Origin of the sequence: Micromonospora chokoriensis, from assembly GCF_900091505.1 — a bacterium.
Lineage (GTDB): Bacteria > Actinomycetota > Actinomycetes > Mycobacteriales > Micromonosporaceae > Micromonospora > Micromonospora chokoriensis.
Map to the genome: position 1 here is coordinate 1,964,209 of NZ_LT607409.1, position 21,637 is coordinate 1,985,845.

A 21,637-nucleotide genomic window follows, 5' to 3' on the forward strand; every position below is an offset into this window, starting at 1 on the left:
TTCCCCGCCGTGGGCTGCGTCGCGCCCAAAGCCGGCAGATCGCTGGGCATCGGCGCCGACCAGGTGCGGGTGCGGGCGGCACTAGGATCAGCGGCATGACTCCCGAAGAGGTCGGCGCTCGGCTGGTCGCGCTGCTCGCGCCCGTCGAGGTGACCCCGTCGGTCTCCGGCGGGCAACGGTTCGCCCGCGCCACGGTCGACGTGCCGCCGGCGAACTGGCTGGCCGCTGTCCGCGCGGCCCGCGACGACACCGAGCTGGCCTGCGACTTCTTCGACTGGCTCTCCGCCGTGGACGAGCTGGCGGAGGGCTTCGACGTGGTGGCGCACCTCTGGTCGACGCGGTTGCGCCACGGCGTGCTGCTGCGTACCCGGCTGCCGCGCGGCGCGGCCACTGTCGCCTCGGTCGTCGACGTCTACCCGGGTGCCGCCTGGCACGAGCGGGAGACCCACGAGATGTTCGGCATCGACTTCGCCGGCCACGGGGAGCTGCGGCCGCTGCTGCTGCCCCCGGAGTTCGAGGGGCACCCGCTGCGCAAGGAGTTCGTGCTCGCGTCCCGGGTGGCCAAACCCTGGCCGGGCGCGAAGGAACCGGGCGAGTCGGAGGCCGGCGGCGGGCGTCGGCCGATCCGCCCCCCGGGCGTTCCCGCACCGGGCGAGTGGGGCACCACGCCCACCCCGGCCGGCGCGGGTGGTGTGGGGGAGGGCCCGCGCGGCGGCACCCCGGCCAGGCCCGCCGGCGAACGTCCGGCGCGGCCCGCCCCGGGGGCCCGTCCGGCGCGTACTCCCCGGTCTGCCGCCGGTGACGACGGCCCGGCGCCGACCGACCGACCCGACCACGACGGGGGTACGACCTGATGCCGCTCTGGGTGGAGCTGGTGCTCCGGATCGGCGGGGTGGTGGTCGCGTTCCTCACCCTGCCGCTGCTGGTGGGCCAGGCCGAGCACAAGGTGATGGCGCACATGCAGGGGCGTCTCGGCCCGATGTACGCGGGCGGCTTCCACGGCTGGGCCCAGCTGGTCGCGGACGGGGTCAAGTTCGTGCAGAAGGAGGACGTGACCCCGCGGGAGGCGGACCGGGCGGTGTTCCGGCTGGCCCCGGCGGTGGCGCTGGTGCCCTATCTGCTGGTGCTGCTGGTCATCCCGCTCGGCCCGAACGACCTGGTCGGCCAACCGCTGGACATCGGCCTGTTCTTCGTGCTGGCCGTGGTCGGCGTCGGGGTCGTGGCGGTGCTGATGTCGGCGTGGGCGTCGGCCAACAAGTACAGCCTGCTCGGTGGGCTGCGCGGAGCCGCCCAGCTACTCGGCTACGAGCTGCCGCTGGTGCTGGCCGCCGCGTCGGTGGCGATGGCGGCGGGCACGCTCAGCCTCCCCGGCATCGTCGAGGCGTGGCAGCCGTGGTGGCTGCTCTGGCAGGCACCCGCGATGATCGTCTTCTTCGTCGCCGGGCTGGCCGAGATCCGGCGACCGCCGTTCGACATGCCGGTGGCCGACTCGGAGCTGGTCTTCGGCTACATGACCGAGTACACCGGGCTGCGCTTCGCGTTCTTCCTGCTCGCCGAGTACGTCGGCATCGTGGTGATTGCCGCGCTGACCACCGTGCTGTTCCTCGGCGGTTGGCAGGGCCCGTTCGCCGACGACCAGCTCGGCTGGCTCTGGACGCTAGTCAAGATCTTCGCTGTGTCATTCGTGATCATCTGGCTCCGGGTGTCCTACCCCCGGCTACGCGAGGACCAGCTGCAACGGCTCTGCTGGCTGGTGCTGGTCCCTGCGTCCCTCGGGCAACTGGTCCTCACCGCCGCCGTCCGCATCGCCCTCTGACCTCACGCTGGACGTGCCCGGACCTCGCGCCGGATGCTCGCGCTGGGTCCTGGTCGTAGTGGTGTCGGTGGACGCGGCAGCCACTACACCAGTGATCGAGCGCGGTCATCCCGGCGTGAGGTGGGTCGGATCGCTCAGCGCGGCGGGTCGAGGTGGGCCGGCTTGCTCGGCGTGGCGCTTCGAGGTGGTCCCTGGAGACGCTTTCGAGCTGATGTCGTAGACGAATCATTCGCTGCCGCTGCCGCTGCCGCTGCCGCTGCCGCTGCCGCTGCCGCTGCCGCTGCCGCTGCCGCGGCGGCCGACGTGCCGCCCGATGTCACAAACGATTCAGCTCGAAAGCGCCTCACGACCATCACCAACGCCAGGCCCGCGACCGGCGAGCGCGGCCGGCCGACGGGCGGGCGGCCCGACCCGGGGGGTACGCACCCGCCGCCCCACGCCCGCCGCCTGACGCCCGACCACTCAAGGTCCACGCAACGTGCCGGATGTTGCTGCCTCCGAGAGGCGGGAGGCACCAACATCTATGATGTTGCGCGGATCTTGGCGGCGAGGGGGCGTCAGGTGGGTCGGGTCGTTCAGCGCAGCGGGGTGTGGGCGGGGTCGACCGGCTCGACCGGCGGCGGGGGCGGGGTGCCGTCGCCGAAGGGGCGGCCACCCAGCGCGTCCCGGCCGTGCGGAGTGAGCCAGTTGGACAGGTCGGGCCCGAGCGGCACGATCCCGGTCGGGTTGATGTCGCGGTGCACCTCGTAGTAGTGCCGCTTGATGTGGTCGAAGTCGATGGTGTCGCCGAAACCGGGGGTCTGGAACAGGTCCCGGGCGTAGGCCCACAGCACCGGCATCTCACTCAACTTCTGCCGGTTGCACTTGAAGTGACCGTGGTAGACGGGGTCGAAGCGGACCAGCGTGGTGAACAGCCGCACGTCCGCCTCGGTGATGGTGTCGCCGACCAGGTAACGCTGGTCGGTCAACCGCTCGGTGAGCCAGTCCAACCGGTCGAAGAGCCGGTGGTACGCCTTGTCGTACGCCTCCTGGCTGCCCGCGAAACCACACCTGTAGACGCCGTTGTTGACGTCCCGGAACACCACGTCGTTGACCTCGTCGATCTGCGCGCGGAGGTGCTCGGGGTAGAGCTGGGGCGCGCCGTCGCGGTGGTACGCGACCCACTGCGTCGACAGGTCGAGGCTCATCTGCGCGTAGTCGTTGGTCACCACCTGCCCGGTCGGCACGTCCACGATCGCCGGCACGGTGATGCCGCGCTCGTAGCCGGGGAAGCGCTTGAAGTACGCCTCCTGGATGCGCTCGATGCCGAGCACCGGGTCCCGGCCGCCCGGGTCGAGGTCGAACGTCCAGCTCCGGGCGTCGTGGGTGGGGCCGGCCACCCCCATCGAGAGGGCGTCCTCCAGGCCGAGCAGCCGTCGCACGATGATCAGGCGGTTGGCCCACGGGCAGGCCCGACTGACCACCAGCCGGTACCGGCCCGGCTCCACCGGGTACCCGTCGCGTCCGTCCTTGGTGATCCGAGTGGCGATGTACCGCTGGTCGCGGGTGAACTCGCCACCCGGCTCGACGTACTTGCCGCCTGTCTGCTCGCCCACGTCAGCCTCCCGGTCGTGTTGCTGCCCTGCTCCCCATCCTTACCGATCTCCGGCCGGTCGACGCGGTGAGCCCGGATACCCTCGCCGGCATGACGGATGTGGAGGCGGCGGCCCGGCGGTTCATCGCCGACGTGTGGAACGCGCGTCGGGAGGAGTCGGCGTACGAGCTGGTGGCCGAGGAGTGCCCGGGGCTGGGCGGCACCGGCCCGGAGGCGACGTTGGCCTGGCATCGCGAGCGCCGGGCGGCCTTCCCCGACCTGCGCTACAAGATCGTGGACGTGGTGGCGGCCGGCGATCGGGTGGCGGTGCACTGGCGGGCGGCCGGCACCCACGTGGGGCAGTTCGGGCCGGTGCCGCCGACCGGTCAGGTGGTCAGTTACTCCGGTGCGACGTTCCTGCGCTTCGACGAGGCCGGCCGGATCGTCGAGGTGTGGAGCTGCACCGAGTTGTTCCAGTTGCTGCAACAACTCGGCGTCGAGATGCTCCCACCGGCCGTCAGCGGGCCCGGGGCGTGATCCGGCTGATCGGCAGGTTGATCGGGAACGGTTCACCGGTGTCCACGAACTTCGTCCACCGCCCGGTCTCGGTGTAGACCTCGTTCACCGCGTCGATCCGGTAGGTGACGACCTCCAGGTCGCCACCCTCGGTCTCGATCCGCCAGTAGTAGGGGATGCCGGCCTGGGCGTACAGCGCCGGCTTCAACACCCGGTCGATGGAGCGGGTGTTGGGCGAGACGATCTCGATGGCCACGACCACCTCGTGCGGCTCGTACTTCGACGGTTCGCGAGCCGCCGCGGCGGCCGTGGTGATCAGCACGTCGGGGATGAAGGAGCGCGTGCGGTTGATTCGTACCTCGACCGCCTGGGTCACGTCGTAGCCGTCGGGGCAGTCCTCGTCGAGCGCGGCCATGAGTCGGCCGGCGATGCTCTGGTGGGTACGGGTGGGGGAGGGGGACATCAGCAGCACTCCATCGAGCAGTTCCCGGCGGCGGCCATCCTCGGGCAGCGCATCCAGATCGTCAGTCGTCCACTCGCTCTCGGGCGGGTGGTCGCTCTGCAGCGCGGCGGTCATGGCAGGTCCTTCCAGGTGCGTCGTTCTCCCCACGACCACCGTACCGCCCTGGACCTGTGGGTGGTGGTCGCGCGCGCCGGGGCCACAGGGCAGGATGGTCGACATGAGCGACCCCAGCGAGCACGGTGGCGCCAGCGAACGCGGGGGCCTGCCCGGCGCGGGCCTGGTGAAGGGGTTGGCGGTCACCCTCAAGACGATGACCAGCCGGTCGACCACCCAGCAGTACCCGGACGTCGCCCCCGACCTGCCGCCCCGCTCGCGGGGCGTGATCGCGCTGTCGGAGGAGAACTGCACGGTCTGCATGCTCTGCGCGCGCGAATGCCCGGACTGGTGCATCTACATCGACTCCCACAAGGAGGAGGTGGCGGTGCCCGGCGCCGCCCGTCCCCGGCAGCGCAACGTACTGGACAAGTTCGACATCGACTTCTCGCTCTGCATGTACTGCGGGATCTGCATCGAGGTCTGCCCGTTCGACGCGCTCTACTGGTCGCCGGAGTTCGAGTACGCCGAGTACGACATCAAGGACCTGCTGCACGACAAGGACCACCTCGGTCAGTGGATGGCCACCGTGCCGCCGCCGCCCGCGCACGACCCCAACGGCGAGCCGGCCAAGGAGGAGACGGCCGCGGCGCGCAAGGCCGCCGCCGCCCGTCCGGCTTCTCCAGCGGTACGCCCCGAAGCCGACCAGGACCCCGCGTCGTGACCGCCGGAACCGGGGAGGTGCTCCGGTGACCGGGGCGGATGTGCTGCTGCTCGCCCTCGGCGCGGTGGCGGTCGGTGCCGGTGTGCTGGTGGTGACCACGAAACACCTGGTCCGTGCCGGCCTCTACCTGGTGGTGTGCCTGGGCGCGTTGGCCGGTGACTTCCTGGTGCTCAGCGCCGAGTTGGTGGCCTGGGTGCAGGTGCTGATCTACGTGGGCGCGGTGGTGGTCCTGCTGTTGTTCGCGGTGATGCTGACCCGGGCTCCGATCGGGGCCTCCGACGACCTGGACCGGCCGGGCTGGCCGGCTGCCCTGATCGGTGGCGGCGCGGGGCTGGGGTTGACCGCGCTGCTCGTCGACGCGTACCGCTGGAGCACCGTCGCGCTGCCCGACGCCGGCACCGCCGAGCGGCTGGGGGAGCAGATCTTCCAGTCCTGGGTGCTGCCGTTCGAGGTGCTCTCCGTGCTGCTGTTGTCCGCCCTGGTGGGCGCGATCGTGCTGTCCCGGCCGGACATCGGCCGTCCGCCCGGCCGCGCGACGGCGGCGCCCACCGAGCTGACCGACGCGGAGCCCGGGGGGCGCCGGTGAGGCCCGTCATCCCGTACGTCACCGCCGCGCTGCTGTTCGGGCTGGGCGTCTACGGCGTCCTGCGCCGACGCAACGCGGTGCTGGTGCTGATGTCGGTCGAGTTGATGCTCAACGCGGTCAACCTGATCCTGGTCACCGCGGACACCACCGCCCGTGCCGTGCTCCCGCACTCGGGGCAGGTCTTCGCGCTGTTCGTGATCGTCCTCGCCGCCGCCGAGATCGGGGTGGGGTTGGCCATCGTCCTGCAGCTCTACCGGTTGCGGGCCACGGTTGCTGTCGACGACGTGCCGCTGACCGAGCCGGCGCGGACCGCCGACGGGCGCGACACGGCCGTCCTGGACACGGAGGCGAGCCGGTGACCGGGCTGCTCGGGGCGCTGCTGCCCGCCGTCCCGATCACCGCCGGCCTGGTCGGTCTGCTGCTGCCGGCGGCCCCGCGTCGCGACGACACGACCGGCGGCGCCCGGGCCCGGCAGGTTGCCGTCGCGCTCGGCGTGACCGGTGCGGCCGGTGCGTTGGCGTTGGCCGTTGCGCTGCTGCTGACCGTCGACGGGCCGACGGAGACCTCGACGACCTGGGTCGACGTCGGCAGGCTGGCGGTGACCCTCGGCGTACGGCTGGACGGCGCCGCCGCGCTGGTCGCGGTGGCGGTCACGGCTGTCGCCCTGGCCGTGCAGGTCTACTCGATCGGGTATCTGCGGCGCGGCCCGCACGACGACATCGACGTCGACCACCGCTACCCCCCGTACGCTGCCCAGATCAGCCTCTTCACGGGCGCCATGCTGCTGGTGGTGGTCGCCGGGGACCTGATCATGCTGCTGGTCGGTTGGGAGGTGATGGGCCTCTGCTCGTACCTGCTGATCGCCCATGACCGCCGACTGCCTGGCGCGCCCGCCGCGGCGATGAAGGCGTTCCTGGTGACCCGGGTCGGTGACGTCGGGTTCCTGCTCGGCATCGCCTTGCTGGGTGTGTCGACGGGCAGCTTCCGGATCGCCGACGTGCTCGCCCACGACCACTCCGGCGCGACGTTGACAGCGGCCGGTCTGCTGCTGCTCGCCGGGGTCGCCGGTAAGAGCGCGCAGTTCCCCCTGCACACCTGGCTGCCGGACGCGATGGCCGGTCCGACGCCGATCTCCGCGCTGATCCACGCCGCGACGATGGTCGCCGCCGGGGTGTACGCGGTGGCCCGCCTCTACCCGCTGTTCACCGCCGCTCCGGTGACGCTGACGGTGCTCGGGGTGGTCGGCGCGATCACGGTGCTGCTCGGCGCGCTCGCCGCGACCGCGCAGGACGACATCAAGCGGGTGCTGGCCTGGTCGACGGTGTCCCAACTGGGTTACATGACGGGTGCGCTGGCCGTCGGCTCCCCGTCGGCGGCGCTGTTCCACCTGCTGACCCACGCCGCGTTCAAGGCGCTGTTGTTCCTCGCCGCGGGCGCGGTGATCCACGCGGTCGGCACCACTCTGATGTCGGAGATGGGCGGGCTGCGCCGGAGCATGCCGGTGACGTTCTGGTGCACTGTGGTGGGCCTGGGCGCGCTGGCCGGGGTGCCGCCGTTCGCCGGCTTCTGGAGCAAGGACGGCGTGTTGACGGTGGCCGAGTCGGCGGCCCTGGAGGGCACCGGGCCGGCGCCGTCCTGGGTGGGCTGGCTGGTGTGGCTGGCCGGGTTGCTCGGCGTGGCGATCACCGCCTGGTACGCCGGCCGGTTGCTGCTGCGCGTCTTCTTCGGCGCACCCCGCCTGCCGCTGGTCCGACCGCACGATCCGCCGGCCGCGCTGCGCTGGCCGGTGCTGCTGCTCGCCGTGCCCGCCGCTCTGCTCGGTCTGGCCGGCTTCGTCGGGGCGTTCGCCGACCGCCTGCGCTTCCCCACAGTGCCGGTGGCCGGCTCCGAGGACGGTCTGGTCCACGTCGGGCCGGGGCTGGTGCTGCCGCTCGTGTTGCTGCTGGTCGGCGCCGGGTTGGTGACGCTGCGCTGGCGGCGGGATCCGACCGCCGACCCGGCGACCACGCTGGGTCCGCTGCGGCCGGTCTTCGCCGGCGCGTTCCGGCTCGACGACGTCCAGCACACACTTGTCGTACGCCCCGTCCGGGCGCTGGCCCGCGCCACGCGTACGACCGACGAGGTGGTGGTGGACGGCGCTGTCGAGGGCAGCGGTCGGGCCGCGTCCGCGCTGGGCGCGGGGCTGGCCGCGCTGCACCGGGCGGCGCTGCCCCGGGCCGCCGCCGGCGTGCTGGCCGGCGCACTGCTGATCGGGTTGGCCGCCGCCGTGATCGGAGTGGTCCGGTGACGTTCGGGCAGGTGTTGCTGGTCGCTGTCCTGGCGGTGCCGGCGCTCGGCGCGGTCGCGGTTGCGGCGATCCCTCGGGATCGGGCGGCCCGGCTGGTCGGCACCGTCGCTGCGGCGCTGACCCTGCTGGCCGCGGTGCCGCTGGTGTTCGGCGGTCGAGGCTGGGCCGCCTGGTCGGCCGACGCCCCGGCGGTGCGTCCGTGGCACCAACTGGACCTGCAGTGGGTGCCCGGTCTGGAGTTGCGCTTCCACCTCGGCGTCGACGGCATCTCGTGGCCGCTGGTGGTGCTGACCGCGCTGCTCACGCTGCTGTGCTGCGCGTACACGATGTGGCGGGTGCCCGACGGCGGCAGCGGCCGGGCGCTGGTCGCGTTGCTGCTGGTGGTCGAGGTGGGCATCCTGGGCACGTTCCTCGCCCTGGACCTGGTGCTGTTCTTCCTCTTCTTCGAAGTCGTCCTCCTCCCGATGTACGCGATCATCGCCGGTTGGGGTGGCGCGGAGCGCCGCCGGGCGGCCCGGAAGTTCGCCCTCTACACGCTGTTCGGTTCGGTGCTGCTGCTGGTCGGCGTGTACGTCGTGGTCGCCGCCGCCGGCACCGCCGACCTGGTGGCGCTGACGGGTGGCGCGGGGATGTCCCGGGGCACCCAGTTGGCCGCGTTCACACTGCTCGCGGTGGCGTTCGCGGTGAAGAGCCCGCTGTGGCCGTTGCACTCCTGGCTGCCCGACGCGCACACCCAGGCACCCACCGTGGGCAGTGTCGTGCTGGCCGGTGTGCTGCTGAAGATGGGCACGTACGGCCTGATCCGGGTGGCGGTGGGGGTGGCGCCGGAGGGTGCCCGCTGGGCGGCGCCGGCGCTCGGCGTGCTGGCCGTCGCGGCGATCCTGGTCGGTTCGCTGGTGTGCCTGGCCCAGGTCGACGTGAAGCGGCTCATCGCGTACTCCAGCGTGGGGCACATGGGCTTCGTGCTGCTGGGAGTCGCCACGCTGACCACCACCGGCATCCAGGCGGCCCTGATCGGCAACGTCGCGCACGGTGTGATCACCGGTCTGCTGTTCTTCCTGGCCGGTGCGGTGAAGGACCGCACCGGCACCGGTGCTCTCGCCGAATTGTCCGGGCTGCGGGAGACCGCGCCCCGGTTGGCCGGTCTGCTCGCCTTCGCGGCTGTCGCCTCGCTCGGCCTGCCCGGGCTGGCGGGCTTCTGGGGTGAGGCGTTCGCGGTGATCGCTGCCGTGCAGGTGGGCGGCCCGCTGTGGACCACCCTCGGGGTGCTGGCGGCGGTCGGCGGTGCGCTCACCGCCGCGTACTTCCTGCGGTTGCTGCGCCAGGTCACCCACAACCGTCCGAGCCCCGCCGTCGGGCCGGTCGGTCCCGGCCTGGCCGGTGCGGAGTTGACCGCCTGGGTGCCGCTGGTGCTGCTCGCGTTGGCCATCGGGCTGGCCCCGGCGCTGGTCCTCGGCGTCGCCGAGGCCCCCGTCGACGCCCTGATCGGGGTGGTCCTCCCATGACTGGTGTGCAGAGCGTGGACAGCGTCGCGTTGCTCCCGGCCTACCTGGCCGCCGGCACCGCCGTACTCGTGCTCCTCACCGACCTGATCCTCGCCCGGCCACGGGCCACGATCGTGGCGGCCGCCCTGGGCGCGCTCGGCACCGCCGTCGGCTCGGCAGTGGTCGGCGCGGGCGGTGAGCGGCGTACCTTCTGTGTCGGCGCCGACTGCTCCTGGATCTTCGGCGGTCGGGCCGCCCTGATCGGCGTGGTGGTCGCGCTGCTCACCCTCGGGGTGCTCGGGCTGTCCGTGCCCGCGCTACGGGCCGGGCGCTCGCCGGTGGGGGAATACTGCTTCCTGCTGGCCTGCTCGATGACCGGCGGCGTGGTGCTCGGCGCGGCCGGTGACCTGATCACCCTGATCGTCGCCCTGGAGACGCTGACCCTGCCGCTGTACGTGCTGGTCGGCCTGCGTCGGGGCAGTCTCGCCAGCGCCGAGGCGGCGGTGACGTTCTTCGTGGTCAGCGTGGTCGCCACCACGCTGACCCTGCTCGGCGCTGCCCTGCTGTACGCGGTGACCGGTGGGCTGCACCTGGACCGGCTCGGCGCGTTGCTCGCCGACCGGCCGGAGCTGCGGGACCTGCCACTGACCACCGCGGCGGTGGCGCTCCTGCTGGTCGGGTTGGCCTTCAAGGTGGCGGCGGTGCCGTTCCACGCGTGGGCGCCGGCCACCTACGACGGCGCGCCGCTGCCGGTGGCCGCGTACCTGTCCACCGCGTCGAAGCTGGGTGGCCTGGTCGCCCTGCTCGCCGTGGTGCAGCGCGCCCTGCCGGCGGACCAGACCGGTCCGGTGCTCGCCGTCCTCGCGGTGCTCACGATGACCGTCGGCAACCTGGTCGCCCTGCGTCAGCGGCGTACCGTCCGGCTGCTCGCGTGGTCGTCCGTCGCGCAGGCCGGTTACATCCTCGCCCCGCTGGGGGCGTTGGCGCTGGCCGCCGGCCGCACCGACGACGCCCGGTCCGCCGCGTACGCCGCCGCTGTGGCGTACGCCGTCTTCTTCGTGGTGTTGGAACTGGCCGCGTTCGCCGGGGTGACCGCGCTGCGCCCGACCGGTGCCGACGGCGGCACGCTCGACGACCTGCGCGGGGCGGCCCGCCGACACCCGTGGCGGGCCGCGGCGCTCGGTCTCGCGCTGGTGGGCCTGGCCGGCCTGCCACCGGGGCTCGCCGGCCTGTTCGCGAAGGTGACGGTGGTCCGGGCGCTACTGGATGGCGGTGCGGCCTGGCTGGCGCTCGTGGTGGCACTGAACGCCGTGATCGGGCTCGCCTACTACCTGCGGGTGACCGCCGCCCTCTGGACGCCGTCGTCTCCGGCCACCGCGAGTGGCGGCGGCGCTGCCGCCGTACCCGTGGTGGGTGTGGTGGCCGTGGTGCTGGCGGTGGCGACGGTGGCCGCCGTGGTGCTCGGCGTCGCCCCGCAGTTGGTACTCGACGTCGCCGGCCGCTGATCCGACCCGACCTGACCTGCGGCGCAGTCTCAGTCAACTCTCAGCGTTGTAACGGATGGTTGGCGGGTACCGGGTTGTTACACCGGTCAGCGGATCCCGGCGATCCGTGCACCGAAGGAGAGATCGTGCACCACAACCGTCTGAAGACCGCAGCGCTGCTTGGCCTGCTCAGCGCCCTGATCCTCGCGGTGGGCTACTGGTTCGGCGGCAGTGGTGGTCTGGTCATCGCTGTCGTCGTGTCGCTGGTCATGAACGGCGTTTCCTACTTCTACTCCGACAAGATCGCACTGCGCTCGATGGGGGCGCAACCGGTCAGTGAGGCGCAGTTCCCCGAGCTGTACCGGATGGTGCGGGAGTTGGCGGCCGACGCCCGGCAGCCGATGCCCCGGCTCTACGTGAGCCCGACGGCACAGCCCAACGCGTTCGCCACGGGTCGTAACCCGCAGCACGCGGCGGTCTGCGTGACCCAGGGCATCACCGAGATCCTCGACTACCGCGAGCTGCGCGGTGTGATCGGGCACGAGCTGTCCCACGTCTACAACCGGGACATCCTGATCTCCAGCGTGGCGGCGGGCCTGGCCAGCATCATCACGCTGCTGGCGAACCTCGCCTTCTTCATCCCGATCGGCGGCGGGGACGACGAGGACCGGCCGAACCCGGCCGTCCTGCTGCTGACCCTGATCCTGGGCCCGATCGCGGCCACCGTGATCCAGTTGGCGATCAGCCGGAGCCGCGAGTTCCAGGCGGACGCCTCGGGCGCTGAGCTGAGCCGCGACCCGCTGGCCCTGGCCAGCGCACTGCGCAAGATCGACGCGGTGGCCCGGCGTCGGCCGCTGCCGGCCGAGGGGCAGCTCACGAGCACCGCGCACCTCATGATCGCCAACCCGTTCCGGGGTGGCGGCGTGGCGGCGCTGTTCGCCACGCACCCGAAGATGGAGGACCGGGTCGCCCGGCTGGAGCAGATGGCCCGCAACTCCGGGCCGGTGCAGTTCCAGCGCTGACCCACTGATCGACGCATCCGCCCGTATCCGGTCGCCCGGGTACGGGCGGAGTGCTGTGTCGGAGCCGATAACCGCTGTCAGCCGTCGCACCCGGGGCGTTAGGGTCGTAAACGGCCCACGCTCATTACATCCTCAGGAGGTCCACCGTGGTCGCGCTGCGTCAGTACCTGGGAGTCTGGCGAATCCCCGGTGCGCCGATGCTGCTGGTCACCGGCATCATCGGGCGGCTCGGGATCGGCATGACCCCGCTGGCGCTGCTCCTGGTGGTCGAGCAGGTGACCGGCCGATACTCGTTGGCCGCCGTGGCCGGCGGGATCTACGCCGTGGCCGGTGCCGCACTCAGCCCGGTGGCCGGACGGATCGCCGACCGGGTCGGCCCCAGCCCCGTCCTGCTGGTCACCGCCGTGGCCCACCCTCTGGCGCTGACCGGGCTGCTGCTGGCCAGCCGCTCGGGCGACGACGCCCTGGCCGTCATCTACCTCGCCAGCGGCGTCGCCGGTGCCACGTACCCGCCGCTCACCGCCGCCATCCGAGGCGCCTGGAACGACCTGACCGGCCCCCACTCCGGCCGGTACGCCCTCCGCAACACCGCACTGGCCGCAGAGACCACGCTCTTCGAGATCGTCTTCGTGCTCGGCCCGCTGCTGGTCGCCGGCTTCGTCCTCGTCGCCGACGCGGCAGCCGCCCTGATCGGCGCGGCAGTGGTCACCCTGGCCGGCACCACCGCGGTGGCCCTCGGCCAGGTCATGCGCGGCTGGCAGCCGCACCCCAAGGAGCACCACGCCCGGGGCCTCGGGCCGCTGCGGGTCGCCGGATTCCCGGCCCTGCTGGTCTGCGTGGCCGGGCTGGGCATCGCGTTCGGCGCCGCCGGCGTGATCGTCCCGGCCTACGCGAGCGGCCACACCACCGACGACCCGGAGAGCCTCGCCGGCCTCCTCCTCGCGGTCTGGGGGCTCGGCAGCGCCGCCGGCGGCGTCTGGTTCGGCGTCCGCAAGCCGGCACCGAACATGACCCGCCAGTTCGCCCTGCTCCTCGCCGCCCTCGCCGGCACCTTCGCGGTGTTCTCGGTGATGCCCACCCCACTGGCCCTGGGCGTCGCGCTGGTCGTCGGCGGAGCCACCATCGCGCCCGCGCTGACCCTGGAGAACACCCTCGTCGGCCGGATCGCCCCCGCCGGCATGCTGAACGAGGCGTACACCTGGGTCGTCACCGTGGCCGTCGCGGCGAGCGCGGCCGGTGGCTCGGTCGCCGGCCTGATCGTGGACCACGCCGGCGGCGTCCGCTGGGCGTTCCTGTTCGCCGGAGCGGCGGTGGCCGTCGCGGCCGGGGTCGCCGCGCTCCCCGCCGGGCCCATCGCCCGTGCGGAAACCACGGCGGTACGCGCCGAACAGCCCGTCCCCGCCTGACCCGCCCGGATTTCCGCCGCTTGATCCACTCGCGTTCCCGGTCGGCCTGATCCACTCGCCGTTTCCGGTCGGCCTGATCCACTCGGCTTCCTCGATGTCGGGCTGTCTCAGCGCGGAGTTAGCCCGACATCAACGAATCAGTGCGGTCCGCCGTACCCTGGGCTGATGGCCAAGGTTCTGTACTCGGCGACGGCGTCCCTCGACGGCTACATCGCCGGCCCCGGCGGCGACATGTCCTGGCTGACGGACCACCTCGGGGGTGAGAACCCGACGGCGGACCGCCTCCTGCACAGTGTCGGCGCGATCCTGGCCGGCAACGGCACCTTCGGCGGCGACGACCCGAACCGCGGCACCGACAGCGAAGGTGCCTTCGGCGGCCAGTACCACGGGCCGGTGTTCGTCCTCACCCACCGCCCACCGGCCGAGCCACCCGCGGACGTCACGTTCGTCGGTGACCTGCACACCGCCGTCGCCCAAGCCAAGGAGGCCGCCGGGGACAAGTACGTCAACGTCCTCGGCGCGAACGTTGCCAAGCAGTGCATCGAAGCCGGGCTGCTCGACGAGGTCCTCATGTTCTTCGCCCCGGTGCTGCTCGGCGACGGGGTGCGCATGTTCGACCACCCGGGCGGCGCCACGGTGCGGTTGGTGCCACTGCCCGGCGAAACCGAACACTGGTACCGCGTCGCCTACTGAGCCCGCTCTCCTTCGGCCTCTCACCCCACGTCCTGCGTCTCGTGCCCCGCGCCTCGCGCCCTGCGCCTTGCGCCTTGCGCGGAGCTTGGTGACGAGCGGCCGGCGCGGGCGGTCGCGTCGGCGTCCCGCGCACACTGCCGATGCAGTATTGAGCCGTGCGGCGGGATGTGGGTGATGGGTGGTCGATCGACCTCCACGGTGACTGGACGGCTGAGCGCGCCACAGACGGCGGGACAACCTGGTGTGCGCCCGGCCGCAGGATCCTGGTCGTGCCGGGTGCTTCATGGCGGTGTGCCGATGGGGTCGACATCATCGCCTCGCTCGACGCTGAACTACCGCCAGCCCTCACGGTCAAGCTGGGTGAGGGGGGCCGGGACGGGATCGGTCATCGTGCCGCCTGGGTCTACCACCACGACGGCGATGTCGAGTCGACCCTTCACGGCTACACCTTCACCGACGAGACGTACCTCAAGACGGTCTTCACAGACACGCACTCGGCGGACCTCGGTTGGGCCTTCGACGCTTGGCGGTCGGTGACTCGATCTGCCATGTAGTCGGTCGGCGGATCTCGGGGCAGCGACGTGCCGGCGTCAACGCAGGAACGTGAAGAGGGTTCCCGCAGGTTCCAGGGGCTGCGGAGCGCTGTCGAAACGGTGAACGCCGACAGAGAATCGGACGCCGTCCGGAGCGTGGAATGCCTGCTCCACGAAGCCGGCATCCCGAAACCACCCCCGTACCGCCGGGGTCAGGTCCGGCTCGCGCCGCGTCCTGGTCCAGATCACGGTGGCGCCCTCGGCGCAGACCTGGGGTAGGGCGGCAACGGTCCGCTCTACGTCGGCGTCCGAGATGTTGCCGAAGACCCCGACCATGAGCAGCAGGTCGGCCGGAACCACCCCCGCGTACGACGACAGCCGGCCCGCGTCTGCCTGCCTGATCGCGATGGTGGGGATTCCGGCCTGAGCGGCGGCGGCCTGAGCGGCCACCACATTGCCCGCGTCGTACTCAAGAAGGGTCGCGTGTACGCGTTGAGCATCAGACCTCGATGCGAGGACGCCAATGAGGTCATGGCCCTGCCCCGCGCACGCGCTCACCGCGGACAGCCGCTCGTCGGAACGCTGCTCAAGCCACGACGCGATGTGCTGCTGCACCAGGCGCAGTCGACGCGACAGCGGAGACGTTTCATCGGCATAGGGCTCATGCCACGCCTGCCAGTATGTCTGGGCGCTCATGTGGGCAACGTTGCCAGGCCGAAGCTCACACCGAGGCTGCGGCGGGCCGTCGGAGGCCGATCGGCCGACCAACGACGACCAGGAGTGGCGGTGTGCCTCGGCAGCGCCCTTACCGGGCCGGCGGTCCCCGCCCTACCTGTAGTTGTTGAACTGGAGGGCGACGCCGAAGTCCTCGCCCTTGAGCAGTGCGATGACCGCCTGGAGGTCGTCCCGCTTCTTGCCGGTGACCCGCAGCTGGTCGCCCTGGATCTGGGCCTGCACGCCCTTGGGGCCCTCGTCGCGGATCTTCTTGCTGATCGCCTTGGCCTTGTCCGTCTCGATGCCCTGGATGACCTTGCAGTCGATCTTGAAGATCTTGCCGGACGGGCGCGGCTCGCCGGCGTCCAGTGACTTCAGCGAAATGTTCCGCTTGACCAACTTCTCCTTGAACACGTCCAGCGCGGCACGGACACGCTCCTCGGTCTCCGCCTGAAGGCCGATCGCCTCCTCACCGGACCAGGAGATCTCGGCACCGGTGCCGCGGAAGTCGAACCGCGTCGCAAGTTCCTTCTCCGCCTGCCGAAGGGCGTTGTCGACCTCCTGGCGGTCAACCTTGCTCACGATGTCGAACGACGGGTTCGCTGCCATGTTTCTGCTCCTGCTGTCCGGCGGTCTGGGCCTGCCGTCGGCCGCCAACCAGCGGCACGACCCCCTGACCGTACCCGGTTGCGCGGGTGCCGGGTGGAGCCGCTATCCTTGCTTCCGCCGCCGCGTTACGACGCGGTGGGGTGCCCTGGCGGGTTGCCCGAGCGGCCAATGGGAGCGGACTGTAAATCCGTCGCGAAAGCTTCAGAGGTTCGAATCCTCTACCCGCCACCAGGTGCAGACACGGCCCCTGACCAGCAGAGATGCTGATCAGGGGCCGTTGTTGTTTGTCCGGTGGAGTCCGGCTGAGCCCAGCGGTTGACGACTGGTTGTGGGCAGGTCGATCTTGCCTCTCAGAGCTACTCCGGGGCTGAGAACGCTCAATTGCCCGCCTGGCGCGAACCGGCACCTGGAGCGACCGGTTGATGCTCTAACTCGGTCGACCGGTCGAATGGATCGCCCCAAGGTCGCGCAGTCCAGCAACCGGGGGGTGGCGGCTCGCCCTGCCCAGGTCGCCACTCTGATGGAGGCGGTGAAGTCTCTCGGCAAGCGCGCCGACAAGGACACCGCCTTCTTCGGCTGTCTCTACTACGCCGGGATGAGTCCCTCTGAAGCTGCGGACCTGCGGCGGGAGGACTGCGACCTTTCCGGACTGTGCGCCGACTGCGGCGCGGACTTCGACCACCGGTGGTGAAAGCTCGCTCGCGAGAAGTCGCTGACCGAATCGCAGGTCGCCTCGCCGCTCGTACGCCGGCCGTACGACCTGCGGCACGCGGCGGCCTCACCCTGGCTGAACGCCGGCGCCCCGCCGACCGAGGTGGCCCGGGCGCCTTGGCCACGGCGTCGCCGTCCTGCTCCGGGTCTACGCCAACTGGATCGACGGGGGAGACGACACCATGAACGACAAGATTGGCGACGCGCTCGGTCGAGCGTCTCTGGTTTAGCTGCTCTCGACCTTGGTGCGCCGATCAAGAATCGAGTCTTGGCGAGCGGCGCTCGCGCTGATCGGGGTTGACCATCGCCCGCCGATACGTAATGGCTTAGATCATTCCGCCGAGGATCTTGTTGGGTCCGGGCACTCTGCTGACGTCCAGATTCCGTCAACTAATTGAACAAATCGAGACCTTGCTCTTGTTTTGTCCTTCGCCCAGATGGTTCGGACTTCCTGCCAATATTCATAGCCGACTTGGCCGGTGAAGAGGCGTTCGAGGTTATGCTCTAAGTCGCTTTCGCTTAGTTCACCAATGATCCAAGTGCGATACCAGTAACCCATCACCATGTTTGCATAAAGCTGCTCCCGTGATGTCGGACCTCCGGAGTTTGCTGGTGCTACAACCCCCAGCAGTTCGGCATCGTCGAGGGCTACAGTTCGGCTACTTCCTGGAGGAGTCCACCCGGCCGCAGACGTACTGGGAACTCGGCCGGTTCCAGCCCGGTGCCACGGCATCAGGTCAGGTTCCTCCACCTGTCACCGTTCCGGTTGGCTTCACGACGTTCCCGGGGGAGATCTGGGCCGCCCACGCAGTTGGGTCGAGGCCTCTGCCCCGGCGTCGCGTACTTCAACGAGCGGCCGGCGGCGGTCACTTCGCCGCCGCCTGGGAGGAGTGGGAGCTCTCTCCGCGGAGGTCCGGGCGGAATTCCGGCTGGCGGTAACCCGGACTTCGCCTCTCTTGTCGAGGGACGTCGACGACGCGTATGAGAAGCGTCAGGCATTTCGATGAATTCGTTCGGCGAATCGCGGCGATTGGGCCGCTCATCGACCAGAATCGTAAGAAGGTTCCCTGAGTGGCGGCATTGTTGCGGAGCGTCGTACCCCCGATGACCAGACGGCGGCTTTCCGCCCGGATGCCGGCCGTTCGCCGCAACGGAAGCAACCCGGCCGGTGGCTGGGGCGGACTCTTCCCTGACCCGGCCGATGTCGCCAGCGGCGGCAGCGCGACGTCGGGACGCGACCGCGATCGGGTCGGCGTTGTCGACGATGGACTGGGCGCCGGAGAAGGCCGTCGGGTCGGAGGCGCGTGCCGGGTGCCCACCGGGCTCGGTCGTCCCCTCCCGGCCCGGTCCTCCCGGCGAGATCTCGCCTCAGTGGATCGAACAGATTCTCTGTGTCCCAGGCTCCTCCGGCGGGGAGATACCAGCTACTCTCACCCTCGGGGGTACGTAGGGGGTCAGGGGTTGCGAAGCTCGCGGCCCACGCACGTCGGTCCGCAGGCTTCACATCCGCAGGGCCCGGATGGGCTCTCCTTGGACCTAAGGAGCTAGGGGTCGAGCGATTTGTCGCCTCTGGGCCAGCAAGGGCAAACTTCCGATTCGCGGCCTTGGCTGGAAGCCGCACTATGTGCCGATGGGAAGTTGAAGATCGCGTTGCGTAGACGCTCTGTCTGCGCGTTATTACACGGCGGTCAACTGGCGTCGCCGCTCGCCCGGTCGGCCATGCCGATCGGCCGTACGTGGGCTTTGCGGGTGGTTTCGACTGTGGCACGATCAGGGGCACTGATTCTTGTTCTGACCCCCCGACAGGAGCACGCTGATGTATGGACGGACGCCTCGCCGCCTTCGCGCCGCCCTCGCGTTCGTGGCCGCGGTCGCGTTCGCGGGTTCCTTCCTCGGCGCAACGACGGACTTTCAACAGTTCGACTTCTCGTGGGGGGCTTCGGCCGTTGACGAGGGCGTCGCTGTCTCCCGATAGTCCCGCTCCGCACCACCCAGCGAGGGAGCGGAATGAAGCCTGGCTCACCCCCGACCCGTAGGTCCAACGAGCAGGCTTGGTTGATCACGGGTCCGCTGGCGGTGCTGGCCATCGTCTGCTCACTCGTCCTGGCGCTGGCAGGGCCCCCACCTCCGGGCAACATCCTCGCGGCGGTGGTCATCTTCGCTGTCATGGTGGCTGCCAGCACGCAGGTGCTACAGATCGTGGTGCGTCGCCAGGCGCTCGAGGTCATCGTCATCGAGATCCCGCTGCTCCTGGCCTTCTTCTACCTACCACCTCTGACGGTCGTACTCATCGCCGTCCTGGCCGCTCTGATCGGTCAGCTTCGTCGGCGCCTCAGCGCCCCCAAGGTCTGGTTCAATCTCGCCAGGGCAGCGGTCGCCGCCTCTCTGGCGGGAGTCGTCCTACTGGCGCTACCTCCGATCGGTGACGAGGTCGGCCCCAAGACGTGGGCTGTCCTCTTCGCGGTGGTGAGTGTCAACAGCCTGGTCTCGCTGGCAGCCATCAGTGCGGTAATCACTCTGCTGCACGGGTGGCAGGCGGGGTGGGAGCTGATACGCAACGGCACGGCTCCGCAGATGATCTGCGCGATCAACAGCGTCGTCGGGTTGGTGATCCTGATGGCGATCGAGTCCAACCTGTGGTCCGTGCTCCTGATTGCCGTGCTGGCGATCGCGGTCGTCCTGGTCTACCGGTCCTACGCTCAGTTCCTCCGCCAGCACCGGACGCTCGGGAACATGTACGAGCTGACCCGGGCCATCAGCGAGAGCGGCCAGGAGGGCGGCCTGGTCGACGCGCTGCTGGACCGGGTCCGCGCGCTGATGCAGGCCGAGTACGCCACGCTCTGGCTGCCGGCCCAGGGTCGCCACCCCGAGGTCCTGCTGAGCGCCCGGCTCGACGACCGTGGCCTACTCGATGTCGCGCTCACTCCCTCCATCGTTCGCGAACGTGCCCGGCAGTCCGGCCGGACACTGGCCGCCGGTCGGGCCTTCGAGGAGGACGAGGAGATCCGTAGGGCGCTCAGCAAGGACCGGGTGAAAGACGTCATCGTGGTCCCACTCCGGTCGGGTCAGGCGGTCATCGGCACCCTCGAAGTGGTCAACCGGCTCAGTGACGTCGGCCATTTCACGGCCGCCGACATCCCGGTCTTCGAGACCGTGGCCGCCCACGTCGCCGTCGCGTTGGAGAACTCGAGGCTGGTCGACCGGTTGCGGCACGACGCGTACCACGACACGTTGACCGGGTTACCCAACCGGCGGCGGATCATCGGCGCGCTCGAGGAAGCCTTCAAGATCGCTGCCCCGGGCGAGGTGGTGGCGCTGCTGCTCTTCGACGTCGACGGGTTGCGTCAGGTCAACGAGTCCCTCGGTCACGCGGCCGGAGACAAGGTCCTCGCCGAGGTGGCCAGCCGGTTGCGGGCCAGCGCGCCGTCGTCGGCTCTGGTCGGCCGGGCGGGTGGGGACGAGTTCCTGGTGACGCTACGCCTGGAGAGCGCCGAGGCCGCGCTGGAGTTGGCCGCCCACCTACGTGACCAGATCCGCGACGAGATGGTCTTCGACGCGCTCACTTTGGACGTGAACACCGCCGTCGGGGTGGCCGTACACCCTGATCATGGAAGCGACGCGGCGACCCTGCTCCTGCGGGTCGACCTGGCGGCCACGGCCGCCAAGTCGGTGCCGGGCAGCGTGCAGCTGTTCAACCCGGCGCTGGAGTCCCGGTCGCTGCGCCGGCTGGGCCTGGCCGGCGATCTGCGCCGGGCGCTGGACGACAACGAGTTGGAGGTCTACTTCCAGCCGAAGGTGACCCTTCGCGACCGGCGCCTCGTGGGTGTCGAGTGCCTGGCCCGTTGGGAGCACCCGACGCACGGCACTGTGGCTCCCGAGGACTTCGTGGCGGTGGCCGAGCACACCGGCCAGTTGAGCAGGCTCACGGAGGTGGTTCTCCGCGAGGGGCTGCGCCGCAGTCGGGACTGGGCGCTGGCCGACCAGCCGTTGCCGATCGCGGTCAACCTCGCGGCCCGGACGCTCACCGACCAGCACTTCCCGGACCGGGTGCAGGAGCTGCTGAGCGAATATCGGGTGCCGGCGCAGCGTCTGACCCTGGAGATCACCGAGTCGGGGGTCCTGGACGGCACTGACCGGCCCATCCCGACCCTGCAGCGGCTGCGCGACCTCGGCGTCCGGTTGTCGGTGGACGACTTCGGCACGGGCGACTCGTCCCTGGCGCACCTGCGCCGGCTGCCGGTGCACGAGGTGAAGGTGGACCGCTCCTTCGTGCAGGGCATGGCCACCGACCCGGGGGACCTGGCCATCGTCAACGCCGTGGTGACCCTCTCCCAGCAGTTCGGCCTGGCCGTGGTCGCCGAGGGCGTGGAGAGCGAGCTGACGCTGGAACTCCTCCAGGACATCGGCTGTGAGATCGGGCAGGGCTTCCTGTTCAGCAGGCCCCTGCCGTACGAGCGGTTGGCCGCCTGGTTCGGTGCCCAGGTCGAGCCGGAGGCGACCGCCGAGGGGGAGCTTCCGCGCCTGCGAGTGGTGCCCTGACCAGGGCGCGGACGATCACCGGGGATCCGATTTCACCTGTCGAGCCGGGCCGTGTACTCTTACTCCTGCGCGCCCCACGGGGAGATCGCGCAGGCCCCCTTAGCTCAGTCGGCAGAGCGTCTCCATGGTAAGGAGAAGGTCTACGGTTCGATTCCGTAAGGGGGCTCGAGGGTTCAGCTGGACCCATCGCAGCGGTGTAGCTCAGATGGTAGAGCAAGCGGCTCATAATCGCTGTGTCGCCGGTTCAAGTCCGGCCACCGCTACTCTCGTCTTCCGGGCTCGTTGCCGGTGGTCGTAAGAATGGGCGCTTCTGGCGCCCACTTTGCATGTCCGCGCTGTCAGCGTCTAGGCTGGCGCGTCGTAGTTGTTTCCGTTAGCGAGGAA

Annotated in this window: 20 protein-coding genes and 3 tRNA genes; 18 read left to right on the forward strand and 5 right to left on the reverse strand. The window is 70.7% G+C overall.

Annotation, left to right across the window (positions count from 1 at the left end):
* Nucleotides 1-95: 95 nt before the first annotated feature.
* Together GA0070612_RS09240 and GA0070612_RS09245 are read left to right on the forward strand one after the other, a co-directional pair.
* Nucleotides 96-854, forward strand: coding sequence for an NADH-quinone oxidoreductase subunit C (locus GA0070612_RS09240; RefSeq protein WP_088987539.1), 759 nt, complete (start codon nucleotides 96-98; stop codon nucleotides 852-854).
* Nucleotides 854-1,816, forward strand: a complete 963-nt coding sequence (locus GA0070612_RS09245; protein ID WP_088987540.1) for a complex I subunit 1/NuoH family protein — start codon at nucleotides 854-856, stop codon at nucleotides 1,814-1,816. Before GA0070612_RS09240 ends, GA0070612_RS09245 begins: the two co-directional genes overlap by 1 nt.
* A 575-nt stretch (nucleotides 1,817-2,391) precedes the next feature.
* Here GA0070612_RS09245 and GA0070612_RS09250 read toward each other — a convergent pair.
* Nucleotides 2,392-3,411: a glutathione S-transferase family protein gene (locus GA0070612_RS09250; RefSeq protein ID WP_088987541.1), complete on the reverse strand. Its 1,020-nt coding sequence runs from the start codon at nucleotides 3,409-3,411 to the stop codon at nucleotides 2,392-2,394.
* A gap of 89 nt (nucleotides 3,412-3,500) precedes the next feature.
* On the opposite strand from GA0070612_RS09250, the gene GA0070612_RS09255 reads away from it, so the two are divergent.
* Entirely contained in the window at nucleotides 3,501-3,926 is a 426-nt protein-coding gene (locus tag GA0070612_RS09255; protein ID WP_088987542.1) for an ester cyclase, read from the forward strand.
* Here the strand turns inward: GA0070612_RS09255 and GA0070612_RS09260 are convergent.
* Nucleotides 3,907-4,482 (reverse strand): Uma2 family endonuclease, encoded by a 576-nt coding sequence (locus GA0070612_RS09260; protein WP_088987543.1) that lies wholly within the window; start codon nucleotides 4,480-4,482, stop codon nucleotides 3,907-3,909. The genes GA0070612_RS09255 and GA0070612_RS09260 overlap by 20 nt on opposite strands.
* A 94-nt stretch (nucleotides 4,483-4,576) precedes the next feature.
* Here GA0070612_RS09260 and GA0070612_RS09265 point away from each other — a divergent pair, with 94 nt between their 5' ends.
* The 10 genes from GA0070612_RS09265 to GA0070612_RS09310 all read left to right on the forward strand — a co-directional run bounded on the left by GA0070612_RS09265 (nucleotide 4,577) and on the right by GA0070612_RS09310 (nucleotide 14,701).
* Nucleotides 4,577-5,185: a NuoI/complex I 23 kDa subunit family protein gene (locus GA0070612_RS09265; RefSeq protein WP_088987544.1), complete on the forward strand. Its 609-nt coding sequence runs from the start codon at nucleotides 4,577-4,579 to the stop codon at nucleotides 5,183-5,185.
* 25 nt (nucleotides 5,186-5,210) lie between these two features.
* Nucleotides 5,211-5,771 carry an NADH-quinone oxidoreductase subunit J family protein gene (locus tag GA0070612_RS09270; protein ID WP_088987545.1) on the forward strand — a complete coding sequence of 187 codons (561 nt, stop codon included), beginning with the start codon at nucleotides 5,211-5,213 and terminating at the stop codon, nucleotides 5,769-5,771.
* Nucleotides 5,768-6,130 (forward strand): NADH-quinone oxidoreductase subunit NuoK, encoded by a 363-nt coding sequence (gene nuoK, locus GA0070612_RS09275; RefSeq protein ID WP_088987546.1) that lies wholly within the window; start codon nucleotides 5,768-5,770, stop codon nucleotides 6,128-6,130. The genes GA0070612_RS09270 and nuoK overlap by 4 nt, the downstream gene beginning before the upstream one ends.
* Nucleotides 6,127-8,058: an NADH-quinone oxidoreductase subunit 5 family protein gene (locus GA0070612_RS09280; RefSeq protein WP_088987547.1), complete on the forward strand. Its 1,932-nt coding sequence runs from the start codon at nucleotides 6,127-6,129 to the stop codon at nucleotides 8,056-8,058. The genes nuoK and GA0070612_RS09280 overlap by 4 nt, the downstream gene beginning before the upstream one ends.
* Complete coding sequence (locus GA0070612_RS09285) at nucleotides 8,055-9,563, forward strand: complex I subunit 4 family protein (protein WP_088987548.1); 1,509 nt, start codon at nucleotides 8,055-8,057, stop codon at nucleotides 9,561-9,563. Before GA0070612_RS09280 ends, GA0070612_RS09285 begins: the two co-directional genes overlap by 4 nt.
* Nucleotides 9,560-11,047 carry an NADH-quinone oxidoreductase subunit N gene (locus GA0070612_RS09290; protein WP_088987549.1) on the forward strand — a complete coding sequence of 496 codons (1,488 nt, stop codon included), beginning with the start codon at nucleotides 9,560-9,562 and terminating at the stop codon, nucleotides 11,045-11,047. The genes GA0070612_RS09285 and GA0070612_RS09290 overlap by 4 nt, the downstream gene beginning before the upstream one ends.
* A 125-nt stretch (nucleotides 11,048-11,172) precedes the next feature.
* The gene (gene htpX, locus GA0070612_RS09295) at nucleotides 11,173-12,048 is read left to right on the forward strand and encodes a zinc metalloprotease HtpX (RefSeq protein WP_088987550.1); all 876 of its coding nucleotides are present in this window, start codon (nucleotides 11,173-11,175) and stop codon (nucleotides 12,046-12,048) included.
* A gap of 146 nt (nucleotides 12,049-12,194) precedes the next feature.
* Nucleotides 12,195-13,454, forward strand: coding sequence for an MFS transporter (locus tag GA0070612_RS09300; protein WP_088987551.1), 1,260 nt, complete (start codon nucleotides 12,195-12,197; stop codon nucleotides 13,452-13,454).
* Between the two features lie 165 nt (nucleotides 13,455-13,619).
* Nucleotides 13,620-14,147: a dihydrofolate reductase family protein gene (locus GA0070612_RS09305; RefSeq protein WP_088987552.1), complete on the forward strand. Its 528-nt coding sequence runs from the start codon at nucleotides 13,620-13,622 to the stop codon at nucleotides 14,145-14,147.
* Nucleotides 14,148-14,302: 155 nt separating this feature from the next.
* On the forward strand, nucleotides 14,303-14,701 hold the full coding sequence (locus GA0070612_RS09310; protein ID WP_157742446.1) for a hypothetical protein: 399 nt from the start codon (nucleotides 14,303-14,305) through the stop codon (nucleotides 14,699-14,701).
* A gap of 36 nt (nucleotides 14,702-14,737) precedes the next feature.
* Here the strand turns inward: GA0070612_RS09310 and GA0070612_RS09315 are convergent, their stop codons facing one another.
* A complete protein-coding gene (locus tag GA0070612_RS09315) occupies nucleotides 14,738-15,376 on the reverse strand; it encodes a class I SAM-dependent methyltransferase family protein (RefSeq protein WP_088987554.1) in 639 nt (212 codons plus the stop codon).
* Nucleotides 15,377-15,508: 132 nt separating this feature from the next.
* A complete protein-coding gene (locus GA0070612_RS09320) occupies nucleotides 15,509-16,003 on the reverse strand; it encodes a YajQ family cyclic di-GMP-binding protein (RefSeq protein ID WP_088987555.1) in 495 nt (164 codons plus the stop codon).
* Nucleotides 16,004-16,150: 147 nt separating this feature from the next.
* Between GA0070612_RS09320 and GA0070612_RS09325 the strand changes: the two genes are divergently transcribed.
* A tRNA-Tyr gene (locus GA0070612_RS09325) sits at nucleotides 16,151-16,234 on the forward strand.
* 217 nt (nucleotides 16,235-16,451) lie between these two features.
* The gene (locus GA0070612_RS32080) at nucleotides 16,452-16,694 is read left to right on the forward strand and encodes a site-specific integrase (protein WP_088987556.1); all 243 of its coding nucleotides are present in this window, start codon (nucleotides 16,452-16,454) and stop codon (nucleotides 16,692-16,694) included.
* A gap of 351 nt (nucleotides 16,695-17,045) precedes the next feature.
* On the opposite strand, the gene GA0070612_RS33005 is transcribed toward GA0070612_RS32080, so the two are convergent.
* The gene (locus GA0070612_RS33005) at nucleotides 17,046-17,447 is read right to left on the reverse strand and encodes a DUF6082 family protein (protein ID WP_408630561.1); all 402 of its coding nucleotides are present in this window, start codon (nucleotides 17,445-17,447) and stop codon (nucleotides 17,046-17,048) included.
* 1,274 nt (nucleotides 17,448-18,721) lie between these two features.
* Between GA0070612_RS33005 and GA0070612_RS09340 the strand changes: the two genes are divergently transcribed.
* The 3 genes from GA0070612_RS09340 (at nucleotide 18,722) to GA0070612_RS09350 (ending at nucleotide 21,516) form a co-directional block, all read left to right on the forward strand.
* The gene (locus GA0070612_RS09340; protein WP_088987557.1) at nucleotides 18,722-21,253 is read left to right on the forward strand and encodes a putative bifunctional diguanylate cyclase/phosphodiesterase; all 2,532 of its coding nucleotides are present in this window, start codon (nucleotides 18,722-18,724) and stop codon (nucleotides 21,251-21,253) included.
* 93 nt (nucleotides 21,254-21,346) lie between these two features.
* Nucleotides 21,347-21,419 (forward strand) — tRNA-Thr (locus GA0070612_RS09345).
* Nucleotides 21,420-21,443: 24 nt separating this feature from the next.
* Nucleotides 21,444-21,516 (forward strand) — tRNA-Met (locus tag GA0070612_RS09350).
* Nucleotides 21,517-21,637 lie beyond the last annotated feature (121 nt).